The sequence below is a fragment of the Corynebacterium glaucum genome, from assembly GCF_002287505.1.
Classification (GTDB): domain Bacteria; phylum Actinomycetota; class Actinomycetes; order Mycobacteriales; family Mycobacteriaceae; genus Corynebacterium; species Corynebacterium glaucum.
In genome coordinates this window covers 631,867-647,418 of the sequence record NZ_CP019688.1, presented here as the reverse complement: position 1 = coordinate 647,418, position 15,552 = coordinate 631,867, and the positions used below count along the sequence as shown (strand labels likewise).

Here is a 15,552-nt window from a genome sequence, read left to right as displayed (position 1 = left end):
GCCGCTTAACGCAGCGCTTCCTTGGAATCGTCGTGCAGCTTGTACTCGGCCTTGACGCCGGGCGCGTTCTCCGCCACGTAATCCTCGATCTGCTTGAACACATCGGACCACGGCGGCTTGCCGTCGGCGGCCATCTTGATCTTGGCGGCCTCAGCCCCCGGCAGCTTGTCGCGCAGGCTCCAGATCACAGCTTCAGCCTTGGCTTTCGCCGCGAACGCGAGCTTCCAGTGCAGGTAGGGGGTGCCCTCGAAGCGGGAGCCCTTGACCATGAACTTGGTGTCTGCGTCACCGATGACCAGCGACAGCGCGCCCAGCACCTGGCCCGGCATCTGTGGATCGAGCTTTTCCAGAATGTCCATCAGGGCGGTGGCGACCTGGACGTGGTACGTCGAGGAGTAGCCACCGTTGGCGTAGATGAAGTCGGTCATCTTGCGCATCTCGTCGCCGGTCTTGGGGATCAGGCGCTCCTCCGCACCCATGAGGTGCAGCACCCACGCCCAGTACATGGCGACGTCATCCCACTCCTCGCCGGAGTGGTAGCGGCCGAAGAACTCGTCGACGCCGATCGGCATGAGGGCGAACCAGCCCTCGCCGGATACGAGGAAGGACGAGCCGATCGGACGGCCGAACTCGTTGTAGTGCTCCGGACCCCACAACTTTTCCAAGCCGCGGTTCGCCTGGGCGTGGAGGAGACGCACGCGCACCGCAGCCTTGAGACCGTCCGAGTAGCGGTCGAACACGCCCTTCTTGCCCAGGTCGACGAAGAACTTCACCGTCTCCATCACTCGGGTAAAGGCCTCAAGCTCGAACATCTGGGTCTCACCCGTGGCAGCGGATGTGCGGTCCTCCATCGTCGTTGCCCAGTACGCGAAGCCGATGGACAGCAGCTCAGCGGACGGGGTGACGTTGTAGTACGCGACGCGGCCGCGCTCCGCAGCTTCGAGGTCGATCCATTCCGGGATGTTGTCCACCTCTGCGAAGAACTCGACGAGCTCCGGCGACGGGTCTGCAACCTTGTCGATGCCCTCGTTCAGCGCGGTTTCGAAGTCCGCACGGGATTTCTTGGCCCCGTCGCGCTTGAATGCCTCGGCCAGCTTCGCCCCGGTCTCGTCGGTTTGCCACATGTGGTCGTCGAGCAGCTTGGTCTGGAACGAGTCGTATCCGTCCCAGCTGTCGGCGACGGTGTGCCACCTATCGAAGAGGTTGTGGCGCAGTGTGGACCAACCCGGCGTCTTGGTGCGGCGCTTCGGCGCCGGCCGCAGCGGCATGCCGTCGCGATAGAAATAGCGGAAATCCTCATACGGGTTGTCCGACATCGGGAGAATCTCAGGCCTCAACGTGTCTTGATGCTGATTCTCACGACGTGGATCAATTGTCGCGGTCATGAAAGTCCTTTCCTTTTTCAGGAATTCAGCGCAAACCCAATGGCGTGAGACCCACATCGATGCGATTGTGGTGTCGATCACGTTTGCGTGAATCTATCGTAACTATTACAAAATGGAGCGGCAACCGTTTTTAGATTGTGTTTTCCTGACGGTTTGCGAAAGTAATTAGTCACACTATAGTTCTTGCATATCCGCAGGTAGATGGAGGAATTCGTGAGCGCGCGCGGCAAAGGTATGAGCGGTTTCGGGGCCCTGTTTAGGGGGAAGGGCAAATCGCAAGATCCCACCGCCGAAGATCGAGCAGCAGCGCTGGCGGCGCGCTCACAAAATGAGGCCTCTAAGAGCGCCGAACGCGCTAGCACCGATAGCCCCCAAGGCGGCGACGCCAACGGCCGCATCGTTTTGACCGTCACTGAGGTCAACAACGCACACGGCCTCTCCCTCGTGACACTCCAAACGCCCAATGAAGCACCGTTGGAAGGATACGAGCCCGGCTGTCACGCTGATTTCTACCTCGAATCCCCCACCGGCGAAGAGCTCATCCGCCAATACTCCCTCTTCCCCATGTCTCACGCCGACGCGGAGGGCCAAGGCGAGGAACAGGGCACCTACGGCATCTCGGTCAAGCTTGAGGACGACTCGCGTGGAGGGTCTATCGCTGTGCACAACCTCTCGGAGGGCGACACGGTCGCGATCAGCACCCCGCGAAACAACTTCGGCCTCGCAACTGAAGCCAAGCGCTCGATTCTGGTTGGCGCCGGAGTCGGCATCTCCCCGATCTATTCACTTGCCCGCGAGCTCAAGCGCCAGGGCGAGGATTACACCGTGCTCTACTTCGCTTCAAGCAAAGAGCGCGCAGCGATGAGCCACCTGATCGACGAATACCTCCACGGCCAGACCAAGAGTATTTTTGCCACCGGTGAGCGGGACAAACAAGCGGGCTACATCAACGAAGCGCTCGCCGCCCCCGACGTGGCCGCAGCAGACACCCACCTTTACGTGTGCGGACCCCAAGGGTTCATGGACGGCGTGATCGAAGTTGCAAGCCACGCCCTGCCTCAGCAGAACATTCACTGGGAGGCATTTCGCTCTAGCGAGGAGACGCTGGCGGGTGACCACCGGGCTGACGGCCCATTCGAGGTGACGTTCCTGGGTGAGACGTATCAGATCCCCGAAGGCGAATCGGTACTCGATGTCTTCGAGGACGAAGACGTACCGATCATGTCGCGCTGCCAAGACGGCACCTGCGGTACCTGCGTAGTGAAAGTCATCGAAGGAGTGCCCGACCACCGCGACAGCTTCTTCACCGAAGAACAGCACGAGAACGGGGCATTCACCACCTGCGTCTCGCGCGCGCTGTCCCCCTCGCTCACGCTGGAGCGGTGGAAGAACCTCTAGAGCAGGCGCACCATCGCCACACCCATAATCACAAGCACAAGTCCAAAGAGGCGATACGGCGTTGGTAGACCGCGGCGTTTGCCGGTGCCGACGCCGAGCGACTCAAGCACCTGACCGCAGATGATGGTGCCGGTTAGGGATCCGATCACCGTCGTGCCGGTCCCCAACTTCGGCACCAGCGCGGCACCGCCGAAAACGAAGAATGCACCGAGCACGCCGCCGAGCCACATCCACCACGGCCCCGGGGTTACTCCGGTGGCGATTGCGCGGCGGTCCATCGGCAGTACCAGCACCAAGACCAACAGGATTAGGAGCCCCACGGCGAGGGATACTTGCCCTGCTTGGAGCGGGCTGCCCAGCACTCTACCGAGATGGCCGTTGACCGCAGTTTGGGTGGCGGAACCCATGCCCATCACCACGCCCAAGGCGCGCAGCCCCCAAAGGCGGGCACCACTCGCGTTCGCGGCAGTTCGGGCGTCGCGCCCGAGCTCCAGCACCATAGCGATACCGGAGACAACTACGACCGCGCCGAGAAGGCGTAAGGCCCCAACGGAGACTCTGGGTGACTCGAACAGCCCCAAGGCGTCGACAATCAAGCCCATGATGACTTGGCCCAAGATGGGCAAGATGACGGTCTGCACCGGGCCGAGCTGCGGAAACAGCACGATGTTGCCGGCGATGAACATCACGCCCATGAACCCGCCGAGCCAAATCCACCACGGTTCTGCCGCGGGAAGTGAGAGCTCGGGGATGACAGCGGCCGTCGCTAAGCCTGAGATAGCTGTAGCGACGGCAACGGCGATGGCGAAAGAGAGGAAGGTCGCCGCAATGGGCGACCCAACACTCACCCGCAACCGGGTGTTGACGGCGGTCTGGACGGGGACAATCGCCCCCACCAGCATGGCCAACAGAACAAGCATGTCCGCAGATGCTACTCCGCGTCAGACGGCAGCTCGTCCATGTTCTCGAGCATCTTTGCGACGTAACCGGTATTGATGTCGCCGCTGCGGAACTGCTCCGAGTTAAGCAGCATGGCCTGGAACGGGCCGGTGGTGACGACACCGTCGACCTTGAGCTCATCGAGGGCGCGCAGAGTGCGGTCGATGCACTCGTCGCGGGTCTCGGCCCAGCAGATCAGCTTGCCCACCATCGAGTCGTAGAACGGCGGAATGGTGTAGCCGGTCTCGATGTGGGTATCCATGCGCACGCCGAAGCCGCCCGGGGCGCGGTAGTGCTCGATCTTGCCGGGGCGCGGAGCGAAGTTCTCGTTCGGGTCCTCGGCGTTGATGCGGCACTCGATCGCGTGACCGCGAATCTGGATGTCGTCCTGCGTCAGGCGCAGCTTCTGCCCGGAGGCGATGCGCAGCTGCTCCTTAATCAGGTCGACGCCGGTGATCATCTCGGTGACCGGGTGCTCCACCTGAATACGGGTGTTCATCTCGATAAAGTAGTACTTGCGCTCGATGTTGTCGAAGACGAACTCCACCGTGCCGGCATTCTTGTACCCGACCTCCTTACAGAGGTTGATGGCGGCTTCCTGCAGGCCCGCGCGCAGCTCCTCATCAATGGCGGGCGACGGGCCCTCCTCGATGAGTTTCTGGTTGCGGCGCTGCGAGGTGCAGTCACGCTCGCCGAGCGCGATCGCGTTCTCGCCGTCTGCAAGCACCTGGATCTCGATGTGGCGGATGTCGGTGAGGTAGCGCTCGATGTACACGGACGAGTCGTTGAACGCGGACTGGGCCTCGTTCATGATCTCGTTCAGGTCGCGCTCCAGCGTGTCCTCGGACTCGACCACGCGCATGCCGCGACCGCCACCGCCGGCGGCGGCCTTGATCAGCAGCGGGAAACCGGTCTCCTTGGCAACTGCGAGGGCTTCGTCGAACTCGGTGACCACGCCGTCCGAGCCCGGAACGGTGGGCACGCCGGCGGCCTGGGCGATCTTCTTCGCCTCGATCTTGTCGCCCATGCGGCGGATGTGCTCCGAGGACGGGCCGACAAAGCCGATGCCCTCGTCCTCGACCATCTTGACGAAGTTGGACTTCTCGGACAGAAAGCCGTAGCCAGGGTGGATCGCGTCGGCCTTGAACGCCATGGCGGCGGAGACGATGAGCTCCGGAGAGTTGTAGCTCTTCGCGGCGTTGGCTGGACCAATGCAAACGGCCTGGTCCGCTTCCTTCACACCGAGGGAATCCTTGTCGCCCTCCGAGTACGCCAGGATCGACTTGATGCCGAGCTCCTTGCAGGCGCGGATGACGCGCAGCGCAATCTCGCCGCGGTTGGCGATGAGGACGCTGCCGAGCAACTGTTCGTTGTCTGCCATTGGGTGCCTACTTTTCTTCGATGACCATAAGGACCTGACCGTGCTCAACTGCGTCCTCGTTCTCCACAAGGATCTCGGTGACGGTACCGGCAACCTTGGCCTCAATGTTGTTCATCAGCTTCATCACCTCGACGATGCAAAGCACCTGGCCAACCTCAACGGTGTCGCCAACCTTGACGAACGGGTCTGCACCCGGCTTCGGCGCAGCGTAGAAGGTGCCCACCATCGGGGACTTGACCTCGGCGCCGTTGCCGGAGGATGCCGGAGCAGCTGGCTTCTCGTCGGCTGCAGCCGGTGCCGGAGCCTCAGCCTCTGCCGGTGCTGGCGCTTCCTCGGCCTTCGGCGCCGCCGGAGCCTCAGCCTGAGCTGGGGCGGGAGCAACCGGAGCCGCTGGCGCGGCGACCGGAGCAGCAACGTTCAGACCACCCGGGGTGCGCGACATCGCCAGCTCGACGTCGCCGTACTTGATGTTGAGCTCCTGGATGTCACCAGACTGGTTGACCCACTCAAGGAGGGACTTGATCTCGTTGATGTTAGGGGTGTTGGACATTACTTGTTTTCTCCTTTGGTGAGGTTGATTTCGAGGTCTTCGGCTTTGAGACGGAACTGTCCGGTCTCGGCGATGTCCGCGATCTGCTTGACCAGCGCGGTGAGGGTGCCGCCAGCAATGCCCTCACCCTGGCCGGAGCGCCCCTCGGCGACGTAGCGCTTCATTTCGTCGACGTTGTTGCCCGAGATGGTTGCGCGCAGCAGGATCGTGTCGATGTCATCGTCTGGGTACTGCTCCTGCAGCGCCGGCAGTGCCGGCTGCAGCTCGGGGCGCTCTTCCTTGATCTCGGAGGAACCGTTGGCGATGATCTTCTCCAGCACGTCCGGGTCGATCGGTGCAAGCGGTTCACCGTAGTATCCGAGCGCGTACTTCTTAATCTCGTTAGGCACAACGGAGTAGCGCTCGCCGGAGATCACGTTCATGACAGCCTGGGTACCCACGAACTGGGCAAACGGGGTGATCATGATCGGGTATGCCAACTCTTCGCGAACGCGGGCAGTTTCGTAGAGCAGGTCCTCGAAGCGGTCCGAGAGGCCGGCGGTCGCGAGCTGGGACTCGAAGTTGGTGAGCATGCCGCCCGGCAGCTGGTGCATGTAGTGCACGCCATCGTAGGCGCGCGGCACGCCAACCGGTTTGCCTTCGTTGTCCGCAATCTCCTGGATGCGCTTGGAAGCGTTGTCCACGCGCTCGTCGTCGATGTTGACGGTGTAGCCCAACGCACGCAGATCGCGGGCAAGCGCCTGGGTGGCGGGCTGACCCTGGCCATTTGCCAACGGAGCGATAGAGGTGTGGATCGCATCCACACCCAGCTCCGCAGCAAACAGGTACGTCAGCGGAGAAAGGCCGGTCAGCGAGTGCGTGTGCACCTCAAGCGTCCTGTCTCCAATCACGGAACGGATCGCAGGAATGATGGTCTTCATGCGGTCCGGGGTGAGCAACCCTGGGGCGTCCTTGAGCATGATGCGGTCGCAGTCCGTGCGGTCCAGCAGCTCCTTGGCCTTGTCGATGTAGAGCTGGTCGGTGTGCACCGGTGAGAGGCAATAGGACAAGCAGCCATAGGTCTCAGCGCCGAGCTCCTTGGCCAAAACCAGGGTATCGGCAATGTTGTCGATGTCGTTGAGCCCATCAAAAGCACCGATGACGGCGAAGCCGTTCGCACGCAGGCGCTCGACCCAGGTGTGGATGACATCGTCCGGCAGGAAGTCGAACGACGCGAGGTTGCGCGAACGAACCATGGCGCGGAACTTCGTGTCCGGTGCCGCCTCGTGGACGAGACGCACGCGCTCCCACGGATCTTCTCGGATGTAGCGCACCGGGACATCGAACTCGATCGGCGCGACGAGGTCGACGTGTTCGAATCCGGCGTTGGTCACATCGTCGATAAGCGAAAGAATGTGCTCCGTGCGCATACGAGTCGCCCAGATGGACTGGTGCGCGTCACGAAACGTGGTGTCGACGATTTTAATTTCACGCTCGCTATCCGCCGGTCGACCGCCGGCAGCCAGTACTTCAGCGAGGGTTTCTGTGCTCAGTTCCTCAGGGTTCAGAGCCATGTGTACCTCCTAGTTTGCGCAGTAGATGCTGCGCTCACTGTACGCATCCGGCACTGAAATTCGGCGGGGAAAATTGCGCCCATTTTTCCGATTTCAACGTTTCACGCGGTAAACCCCACTCTGCCCCTCCCCCGAAATAGGGTGCGCTCTGCGTACCGCCGTTCGTATAGCGAACACTTTTCGGAGTGTCGGTCGATTGAAAATACCTTTTGAGCTGGTGCGATCTCGGAAAAGTAGGCGCAGACACCTAACGCCACAAATGCGATCCAAGTCTCGATCCGCGTAGATGTGACGGCGGTTATAGTTTTCGCTCATACGTCCAAGCTTCCGGAGGAGGAAACGTGACCACACGCCAACGCATGGGTTCTACCCACATTGAGGCAGAGCGCCCAGCCGACCGTAAGTCGCTCGGCGCCAGCCTGATCGGCCAGCTACTCGAATGGTTCGAGTGGAGCTCCTATGCCGTCTTCGCACCGTTTATCGCTGCGGCATTCTTCGATAAGTCGGATCCCACCTCGGCACTGTTGTCCACGTTCGGCGTGTTCGCTGTCGGGTTCCTCGTCCGCCCGCTCGGCGGCATTGTCTTCGGCCGCATCGCAGACCGAATCGGCCGCAAGAACGTCCTAATGACCACGATCATCATCATGGCGCTGACCGCCGTGCTGATCGGTCTCATGCCAACTTACGAGCAGATCGGCATCTGGGCATCCGTCATCCTGCTCGTGGTCCGCGTGCTCCAGGGCTTCGCGCACGGCGGCGAGTCTGCGACGGCGAACAGCTACATCCCTGAAATCGCGCCGGCCGCCCGTCGCGGCAAGTGGGGGTCTCTGGTCTACATGTCCATCTTCGGCGGTTCCGTGATCGCGTACACCCTCGGCGGCGTCATTTCCCTCGCCCTGACCGATGAGCAGATCGCCGCCTGGGGCTGGCGCATCCCGTTCTGGCTCGGTGCGGTTGCCGCGCTCATCGCACTCTACTTGCGCCGCCACATGAAGGAGTCTGACCACTTCGAGGAGCTCGGGGACGGCGGCGCACCAACCTACGACAACCTTTCCGATACCCGTTCCCAGACCCCGCAGCGCCCGAACTGGGTCAACGTTCTACTGGTCATCGGCATGGTCTCCGGCGTGACCTCCGCGCACTACACCTGGACCTCCTACATCTCCACCTACGCCATCAGCCACGAGGGCATGTCCACCCAGGGTGCATACTGGGTCTCCGTGTTCGCCCAGACCTGCGGCCTGATCGCACTGCCACTGTGGGGCGCACTTTCCGACCGCATCGGCCGCAAGCCGGTCATGTACACGTTCGCCATCGCGATGGCGCTGTTGCAGATCCCGCTCATGAACTTCATCGACGCCCGCCCGTGGACGATGCTCGTCGCGGCCACCCTCTCAGTCGTCGTGGTTGCCGCCGGCGGTGCCCTTCTCGCACCGATCATGGCGGAGGTCTTCCCCACCTCGCAGCGCACCAGCAGTATCGGCTTCGCCTACTCCCTGTCAGTGGCAGTCTTCGGCGGCACCGCTCCGTACATCTTCCAGTGGTTCACCTCCAAGGACCTCACCCACATCTCCGGTATCTACGTCGTCGTGCTCTGCGTCCTGACACTCGTGAGCATGCGGATCTTGCCTGAGACCAAAGGCATCGACCTCCGCGAGGTCTAAGGCCCCAGGTATCAAAGTCCCCAGCATGAAAAGAGCTCCCCTCGGGGAGCTTTTGCTTTGCGACGATCCGTTGACCGCCCCGCCTAGACACAAGGCCTAGGCGTCACACGTTGGAGCGAAATGGCGCTTCGGTGTGCTCTTCAACTGAGTCCACGGTCTCACCTTCGGCAACCTCAACGAGGGTGAGGCCTTCTTTCTCATCCACCTCGAAGACGGCGAGGTTGGTGATGATGAGGTCGACACACTTCGCGCCCGTCAGCGGCAGGCGGCATTCCGGCAGCACCTTCGAGTCACCGTTTTTGGTGGTGTGCTCCATCAGCAAGATGACCTTCTTCGCGCCGTGGACGAGGTCCATTGCGCCGCCCATGCCCTTGACCATTTTGCCCGGGATCATCCAGTTGGCGAGGTCACCGTGCTGAGAGACCTCCATTGCACCGAGGACAGCAACGTCGATCGCGCGGGAGCGGATCATGCCGAACGACGCGGACGAGCTGAAGAAAGAGCCACCCGGGGCAACGGTAATGGTTTCCTTGCCTGCGTTGATCAGTTCCGGATCGACTGCGTGGTCCTTCGGGTAAGGACCGACACCGAGAATGCCGTTCTCGGAGTGCAGCACCACCTCAATCCCCTCCGGGAGGAACCCCGGAATCAGGGTGGGCATGCCGATGCCCAGGTTGACGTACTGACCGTTTTCCAGCTCCTTGGCAGCGCGGGCCGCCATTTGCTCCCTAGTCCAAGCCATTAGTTGCTCACCGTCCTAAATTCGATTCCGGTTTCTTGCGGTCCAACCTCGACGACACGGTCGACGTAGATACCCGGCAGGTTGACCTCAGCTGCGGGGATTTCATCCACAACCTCTTCGGCTTGGACGATGGTGATCTTTCCGCACACCGCAGCGTCCGGATTGAAGTTCTGCGCGGTCTTGGAAAACACCAGGTTGCCGTAGCGGTCCGCCTTCTTCGCGTGCACGAAGGAGAAGTCCGGGGTCAGTGCTTCTTCCATGACGTACTGCTCTCCCCCGAACTCGCGCAGCTCCTTCGGCTTCGAGTACTCCGCAATCGTCCCGTCCGGGTTGTAGCGGGTCGGGATCTCACCACTTGCCAGTGGAGTGCCAACGCCAGCCTTGGTGTAGAAGGCCGGAATGCCGGCACCGCCGGCGCGCATGCGCTCAGCAAGGGTGCCCTGCGGGGTGAACTCGACGGTGAGTTCACCCTCGAGGTACTGGCGCGCGTATTCCTTGTTCGTACCCAGGTAGGAACCGATGGAGCGCGCGATGCGCTTGTCCGCCAGCAGCAAACCCAGACCGAAGCCGTCAGTTCCCAGGTTGTTGGAAATGATGGTGAGGTCGCCGGCACCCTGCTCACGCAGGGCGTCGATAAGCCGAGCGGGAATGCCCACAAGTCCGAATCCGCCAACAGCGATAGAGGCGCCGTCGTGAATGTCGGCGACCGCCTCCTCAACTGAATCAAGCACTTTATTAATCATGTGGCCATGGTAACCGCTGTTCGCATGCTGCACAAGGGTTCACAAAGCGAACATGGTTCGTCTAAGATCACAACCGTGAGCGAAAGTAACGTGCAGCTCGTGCAGAGCCTCAGCCGGGGGTTGGCGGTGATCCGCGCCTTCGATGCGCAACACCCCCGCCAAACCCTCGCCCAGGTTGCGGAGGCTACAGGGCTTCCACGTGCGACCACCCGCCGGTTCTTGCACACGCTGATTGCAGAGGGCTATGCCCAATCGGACGGGTCCCTTTTCTGGCTCACACCCCACACCCTCAACCTCGGTTTCTCGTACCTTTCCAGCCTCGGCCTGCCGGACATCGCGCAACCGCACCTTGAAGCGCTGTCGCACGCGCTCAACGAGTCGTGCTCAGTATCGGTGTTAGACGGTCCAGATGTCATTTACGTCGCCCGCGCGGCCGCAAACCGCATCATGAGCGTCAACATCACCATCGGTACCCGCTTCCCTGCCTACGCCACATCAATGGGCCGGGTCCTTCTCGCGGGCCTTCCTGCGAATGAACTCGACACATATCTGGCCGCAGTGCCGCTGGAACCGATCACCGATCAAACGATCACGGACCCTGCGGCGCTGCGGCAGGAGCTCGCCCACGTCGCAAAGCAGGGGTACTGCATCGTTGACCAGGAACTCGAGGCGGGGTTGCGTTCTGTGGCTTGCCCAATTCGCAACGCCGAGGACCAGACGATCGCCGCGATCAACGTCTCCACCCGAGCCGCGGCGTACACAGCAGAAGAGCTGGTGCGGAAGCTTCTGCCTCAGCTCAACGACACCGCGCTCGCGATCACCCGTGACGTCACAACCACAAATCTCTAAGGAGCACCATGTCTGACATCGTTATTTGTAACCCCAAGCGCACCCCCGTCGGCCGCTACGGCGGCGCCTTCGTCGGCGTGCCAGTGCAGACTCTCGCGGCGACGGTGGTCAAGGCCGTGATCGAGGAGGCCGGTATCACCGGCTCCGATATTGACGACATCATCCTCGGCCAAGCCTCCCCCAACGGTGCAGCCCCTGCCCTTGGACGCGTTGTTGCGCTCGACGCTGAGCTAGGCATTGACGTGCCCGGCATGCAGCTCGACCGCCGCTGTGGTTCGGGTCTGCAGGCAGTGGTGACCGCTGCGTCCCACATCGCTTCCGGCGCCGCCGAGCTGATCATCGCTGGTGGTGCGGAGTCGATGTCGAATACGGAGTACACCGTCGACGGCGGCATCCGCTGGGGCGTCAAGGGCGGCACGATGGAACTCCAGGACCGCCTGCAGGAAGGCCGCGAGAAGGCCGGCGGCAAGAACCACCCGATCCCCGGCGGGATGATCGAGACTGCCGAGAATCTGCGCGAGGAGTACAACATTTCCCGCGAGCGCCAGGACAAAATGGCGGAGATGTCCCACGCCCGCGCCGCAGCCGCGCAGGAAAACGGCGATTTCTCCGACGAGATCGTGCCGGTCGAGGTCCCGCAGCGCAAGGGCGACCCGATCATCGTGGACAAAGACGAGCATGTCCGCCCAGGCACCACGGCAGAGTCGCTGGCCAAGCTCAAGCCGGTCATGGGTCGCCAGCTTGACGACGCCACGGTCACGGCCGGCAACGCTTCCGGTCAAAATGACGGCGCCGCAGCCATGATCGTGACTACCCGCGAAAAGGCTGAGGTACTCGGACTCACCCCGATGGCGACGCTGCGCGGCTGGTCGGTTGCAGGTGTCGCTCCGGAGACCATGGGCATCGGCCCTGTCGCAGCGACGGACAAGCTGTTCAAGCGCTTGGATCTGAACTTCGACGACATCGACCTGATCGAGCTCAACGAGGCGTTCGCCGCGCAGGCGTTGGCCGTGCTGGATGCATGGTGCATCTCTGAAGACGACGAGCGCCTCAACCCGATGGGCTCCGGCATCTCGCTCGGCCACCCAGTCGGCGCCACGGGCGCGCGCATGCTGGTCACCGCCGCGCACCGCATGCAGCGCACCGGCGCCAACCGCGCGTTGGTGACTATGTGCATCGGTGGCGGCCAGGGCCTCGCCGCAGTGATCGAGCGCCCTTAGGCTTCGCCCTGCTGCTGCTCGGCCATGCGCCAGCGGATGCCGGCCTCCAGGAAGCCGTCGATGTCTCCGTCGAGGACTTTCTGGGGGTCACCCACTTCGTACTCGGTGCGCAGGTCTTTCACCATCTGGTATGGGTGCAGCACGTAGGAGCGCATCTGGTTGCCCCAGCTGGCGTTGCCGCCTGCGCCAAGCGCATCCATCTCGGCCTTTTCCTCTTGGCGCTTCTTCTCCAGCAGGCGCGACTGCAGCACGTTCAGCGCGGACGCCTTATTTTGGATCTGCGACTTCTCGTTCTGGCAGGTCACCACAATGCCGGTCGGGAGGTGCGTGATGCGCACCGCGGAGTCAGTGGTGTTCACCGACTGCCCGCCCGGGCCCGAGGAGCGGTAGACGTCGACGCGGATGTCTGAATCCGGGATGTCGATGTGGTCGGTCTGCTCCACCACTGGCAGCACCTCCACCTCAGCGAACGAGGTCTGGCGGCGTCCCTGATTGTCAAACGGCGAGATGCGCACCAGGCGGTGCGCACCCTGCTCCACCGAAAGCTGGCCGTACATGTACTCGCCGTGCACGACGAACGTCGCGGACTTAATGCCCGCTTCCTCCGCGTAGGAGATGTCGTACACATCGACCTTGTGGTCGTTCTTTTCCGCCCAGCGGGTGTACATGCGCATGAGCATCTCGGCCCAGTCTGCGGCGTCCACGCCACCTGCACCGGAACGGATGCTCACCACGGCCTCGCGCTCGTCGTACTCGCCGGAGAGCATGGTCTGCACTTCCAACGACTCAATGGCGGAGCCGATATCCTCCAGTTCCTCGTCGGCCATTGAAGGCTCGCCCTCTTCTTCGGCCAACTCGTACATCACCGGCAGGTCAGTGAGCCGCTCACGCAGGCTGGTGACCTTCTTCAGGCGCCCTTGCACACCGGAAAGTTCGGAAGTGACCTGCTGCGCGTGGGCGGGGTCGTCCCACAAGCTGGGGTCACCAGCTTGTTGCTCCAGCTCGCGGACCTTTTCGGCCATTTGATCCAGATCCATCACCTGCTCGATGGTGGTCAAGGTGGCGTCGAGGTCCTTGATTCTCGCTTGGGTCTCCGATTGCATACGTAGGCATCTTAGTTGAGATGCCTGGCCACCCAATTCTCCGTACCTACGTGGGTCGTTACGCTACAGTGGTGGCACACCCCCACACGGGCGCCCGCGGCAGCGGGCTGAGATCGCGCTAACAGCCGCGCGAGCACCGTCCGAACCTGTCTGGTTAGCACCAGCGAAGGAAGCTAAGGAGCGGTCATGGCTGACCTCTACGCCCAAGAAATTCACCCGAAGCACAGCTACGCACCGATTCGCCAGGATGGTCTCGAGGTTCCCGAAACCGCCATCGCGCTCGACGATTCCCCCACCGGCCCGAACGAGCCGTTCCGCATCTACCGCACACGCGGCCCGTACGCCGAGCCGGAGGTCGGTTTGCCGGATCTGCGAGGACAGTGGATCGCAGGTCGCGCAGACGTTGAGGAGATCGAGGGCCGCAGGCGCAATTTGCTTGACGACGGCTCGCGGGCAGCCAAGCGCGGCGCAGCGAGTGAGGAGTGGCGTGGCACCACGCGCCCTGTGCTCCGTGCCAAGGATGGCAAGCGCGTCACCCAGATGCACTATGCCCGCCGCGGTGAGATCACTGAAGAAATGCGATTCGTGGCACTGCGCGAGCACTGCGAGCCGGAGAAGGTCCGCGAGGCAGTCGCATCCGGCCGCGCCATCATCCCGAACAACATCAACCACCCGGAGAGCGAGCCGATGATCATCGGCAACGCCTTTTTGACCAAGATCAACGCCAACATCGGCAACTCTGCGGTCACCAGCTCGATCCGCGAAGAGGTGGACAAGCTGCGCTGGGCAACCCGCTGGGGTGCGGACACCGTGATGGATCTGTCCACCGGTAACGACATTCACACCACCCGCGAGTGGATCCTGCGCAACTCGCCGGTGCCGATCGGCACCGTGCCCATCTACCAGGCACTGGAGAAGGTCAATGGCATCGCCGAAGACCTGACTTGGGAGATCTTCCGCGACACCGTCATCGAGCAGGCTGAGCAGGGCGTCGACTACATGACCGTGCATGCAGGCGTGCGCCTGCCGTACGTGCCGCTGACCTCCAAGCGCGTCACCGGCATCGTCTCCCGCGGCGGCTCGATCATGGCTGGCTGGTGCCTCGCGCACCACAAGGAGTCCTTCCTTTACGAGAACTTCGACGAGCTCTGCGAGATCTTCGCCGCCTACGACGTCGCCTTCTCACTTGGCGACGGCCTGCGCCCCGGCTCGGTCGCCGATGCCAACGACGCCGCCCAGTTCGCCGAACTGAAGACCATCGGCGAGCTGTGCAAGCGCGCTTGGGACTACGACGTGCAGGTGATGATCGAGGGTCCGGGCCACGTACCGCTGAACATGATCCAGATCAACAACGAGAAGGAAGAGGAATGGTGCGGCGGCGCACCGTTCTACACCCTTGGCCCGCTGGTCACCGACATTGCGCCGGGCTACGACCACATCACCTCCGCTATCGGCGCCGCCCACATCGCCATGGGTGGCACCGCGATGCTCTGCTACGTCACCCCGAAGGAGCACCTCGGCTTGCCGAACAAGGACGATGTGAAGACCGGTGTGATCACCTACAAGGTCGCTGCGCACGCCGCTGACGTGGCCAAGGGCCACCCGGGTGCACGCGAGTGGGACGACGCGATGAGCAAGGCGCGTTTCGAGTTCCGCTGGCACGACCAGTTCGCGCTCTCGCTCGATCCGGAGACAGCGCAGTCCTTCCACGACGAGACGCTGCCGGCCGAGCCTGCGAAGACCGCCCACTTCTGCTCCATGTGCGGCCCGAAGTTCTGCTCCATGCGCATTAGCCAGGACATTCGCGACGAGTTTGGCGACAAGATTGACGAGGCACTCAACGACGAGAACCGCGCGTTAATCGCTGACCTGGGCATCCCGACGTTCAACACCGACCGCGAGGAGACCATCGAGGGCGAGGTCTCCCCCGCTGTCGCCGTTGAAGGCGAACAGGAGATGGCTCGCGAGTTCCGCGAGCTCGGCTCCAACGTGTACCTGCCGGAGCGCTAACTCCCCTCGTTAAGC

Annotated in this window: 13 protein-coding genes; 5 read left to right on the top strand and 8 right to left on the bottom strand. The window is 62.5% G+C overall.

Annotated elements, in window-relative coordinates; all coding sequences use genetic code 11:
* Positions 1-5: 5 nt before the first annotated feature.
* Positions 6-1,385, bottom strand: a complete 1,380-nt coding sequence (locus CGLAU_RS03170; protein WP_232507176.1) for an oxygenase MpaB family protein — start codon at positions 1,383-1,385, stop codon at positions 6-8.
* A gap of 201 nt (positions 1,386-1,586) precedes the next feature.
* Between CGLAU_RS03170 and CGLAU_RS03165 the strand changes: the two genes are divergently transcribed.
* The gene (locus CGLAU_RS03165) at positions 1,587-2,783 is read left to right on the top strand and encodes a PDR/VanB family oxidoreductase (protein WP_095659446.1); all 1,197 of its coding nucleotides are present in this window, start codon (positions 1,587-1,589) and stop codon (positions 2,781-2,783) included.
* Here the strand turns inward: CGLAU_RS03165 and CGLAU_RS03160 are convergent.
* The 4 genes from CGLAU_RS03160 to CGLAU_RS03145 are packed head-to-tail and all read right to left on the bottom strand — an operon-like array spanning position 2,780 to position 7,206.
* Complete coding sequence (locus CGLAU_RS03160; RefSeq protein WP_095659445.1) at positions 2,780-3,703, bottom strand: DMT family transporter; 924 nt, start codon at positions 3,701-3,703, stop codon at positions 2,780-2,782. The genes CGLAU_RS03165 and CGLAU_RS03160 overlap by 4 nt on opposite strands.
* An 11-nt stretch (positions 3,704-3,714) precedes the next feature.
* Positions 3,715-5,103: an acetyl-CoA carboxylase biotin carboxylase subunit gene (gene accC, locus CGLAU_RS03155; protein WP_095659444.1), complete on the bottom strand. Its 1,389-nt coding sequence runs from the start codon at positions 5,101-5,103 to the stop codon at positions 3,715-3,717.
* A 7-nt stretch (positions 5,104-5,110) separates the two neighbouring features.
* A complete protein-coding gene (gene accB, locus CGLAU_RS03150) occupies positions 5,111-5,653 on the bottom strand; it encodes an acetyl-CoA carboxylase biotin carboxyl carrier protein (RefSeq protein WP_095659443.1) in 543 nt (180 codons plus the stop codon).
* Entirely contained in the window at positions 5,653-7,206 is a 1,554-nt protein-coding gene (locus CGLAU_RS03145; RefSeq protein ID WP_095659442.1) for a pyruvate carboxylase, read from the bottom strand. Before CGLAU_RS03145 ends, accB begins: the two co-directional genes overlap by 1 nt.
* A 359-nt stretch (positions 7,207-7,565) precedes the next feature.
* Here CGLAU_RS03145 and CGLAU_RS03140 point away from each other — a divergent pair, with 359 nt between their 5' ends.
* Positions 7,566-8,870 (top strand): MFS transporter, encoded by a 1,305-nt coding sequence (locus tag CGLAU_RS03140; RefSeq protein ID WP_095659441.1) that lies wholly within the window; start codon positions 7,566-7,568, stop codon positions 8,868-8,870.
* 103 nt (positions 8,871-8,973) lie between these two features.
* On the opposite strand, the gene CGLAU_RS03135 is transcribed toward CGLAU_RS03140, so the two are convergent.
* Both CGLAU_RS03135 and CGLAU_RS03130 read right to left on the bottom strand, forming a co-directional pair.
* Positions 8,974-9,612 carry a 3-oxoacid CoA-transferase subunit B gene (locus CGLAU_RS03135; protein ID WP_095659440.1) on the bottom strand — a complete coding sequence of 213 codons (639 nt, stop codon included), beginning with the start codon at positions 9,610-9,612 and terminating at the stop codon, positions 8,974-8,976.
* Positions 9,612-10,355, bottom strand: coding sequence for a CoA transferase subunit A (locus tag CGLAU_RS03130; RefSeq protein WP_095659439.1), 744 nt, complete (start codon positions 10,353-10,355; stop codon positions 9,612-9,614). The genes CGLAU_RS03135 and CGLAU_RS03130 overlap by 1 nt, the downstream gene beginning before the upstream one ends.
* A gap of 24 nt (positions 10,356-10,379) precedes the next feature.
* Between CGLAU_RS03130 and CGLAU_RS03125 the strand changes: the two genes are divergently transcribed.
* Together CGLAU_RS03125 and CGLAU_RS03120 are read left to right on the top strand one after the other, a co-directional pair.
* The gene (locus tag CGLAU_RS03125; RefSeq protein WP_095661006.1) at positions 10,380-11,204 is read left to right on the top strand and encodes an IclR family transcriptional regulator; all 825 of its coding nucleotides are present in this window, start codon (positions 10,380-10,382) and stop codon (positions 11,202-11,204) included.
* An 8-nt stretch (positions 11,205-11,212) separates the two neighbouring features.
* Complete coding sequence (locus CGLAU_RS03120) at positions 11,213-12,424, top strand: acetyl-CoA C-acetyltransferase (protein WP_095659438.1); 1,212 nt, start codon at positions 11,213-11,215, stop codon at positions 12,422-12,424.
* Here CGLAU_RS03120 and prfB read toward each other — a convergent pair.
* Entirely contained in the window at positions 12,421-13,527 is a 1,107-nt protein-coding gene (prfB, locus tag CGLAU_RS03115) for a peptide chain release factor 2 (RefSeq protein ID WP_095659437.1), read from the bottom strand. The two genes, CGLAU_RS03120 and prfB, sit on opposite strands and share 4 nt — an antisense overlap.
* 186 nt (positions 13,528-13,713) lie before the next feature.
* On the opposite strand from prfB, the gene thiC reads away from it, so the two are divergent.
* The gene (gene thiC / locus CGLAU_RS03110) at positions 13,714-15,537 is read left to right on the top strand and encodes a phosphomethylpyrimidine synthase ThiC (RefSeq protein ID WP_095659436.1); all 1,824 of its coding nucleotides are present in this window, start codon (positions 13,714-13,716) and stop codon (positions 15,535-15,537) included.
* Positions 15,538-15,552: the final 15 nt, after the last annotated feature.

Coding starts and splice junctions, on each gene's coding strand:
- CGLAU_RS03120 (WP_095659438.1), top strand. CDS start 11,213: ATGTCTGACATCGTTATTTGTAACCCCAAGCGCACCCCCGTCGGCCGC.
- accB (WP_095659443.1), bottom strand. CDS start 5,653: ATGTCCAACACCCCTAACATCAACGAGATCAAGTCCCTCCTTGAGTGG.
- CGLAU_RS03140 (WP_095659441.1), top strand. CDS start 7,566: ATGGGTTCTACCCACATTGAGGCAGAGCGCCCAGCCGACCGTAAGTCG.
- CGLAU_RS03170 (WP_232507176.1), bottom strand. CDS start 1,385: ATGACCGCGACAATTGATCCACGTCGTGAGAATCAGCATCAAGACACG.
- thiC (WP_095659436.1), top strand. CDS start 13,714: ATGGCTGACCTCTACGCCCAAGAAATTCACCCGAAGCACAGCTACGCA.
- CGLAU_RS03135 (WP_095659440.1), bottom strand. CDS start 9,612: ATGGCTTGGACTAGGGAGCAAATGGCGGCCCGCGCTGCCAAGGAGCTG.
- prfB (WP_095659437.1), bottom strand. CDS start 13,527: ATGCAATCGGAGACCCAAGCGAGAATCAAGGACCTCGACGCCACCTTG.
- CGLAU_RS03125 (WP_095661006.1), top strand. CDS start 10,380: ATGCTGCACAAGGGTTCACAAAGCGAACATGGTTCGTCTAAGATCACA.
- CGLAU_RS03160 (WP_095659445.1), bottom strand. CDS start 3,703: ATGCTTGTTCTGTTGGCCATGCTGGTGGGGGCGATTGTCCCCGTCCAG.
- CGLAU_RS03130 (WP_095659439.1), bottom strand. CDS start 10,355: ATGATTAATAAAGTGCTTGATTCAGTTGAGGAGGCGGTCGCCGACATT.
- CGLAU_RS03145 (WP_095659442.1), bottom strand. CDS start 7,206: ATGGCTCTGAACCCTGAGGAACTGAGCACAGAAACCCTCGCTGAAGTA.
- accC (WP_095659444.1), bottom strand. CDS start 5,103: ATGGCAGACAACGAACAGTTGCTCGGCAGCGTCCTCATCGCCAACCGC.
- CGLAU_RS03165 (WP_095659446.1), top strand. CDS start 1,587: ATGGAGGAATTCGTGAGCGCGCGCGGCAAAGGTATGAGCGGTTTCGGG.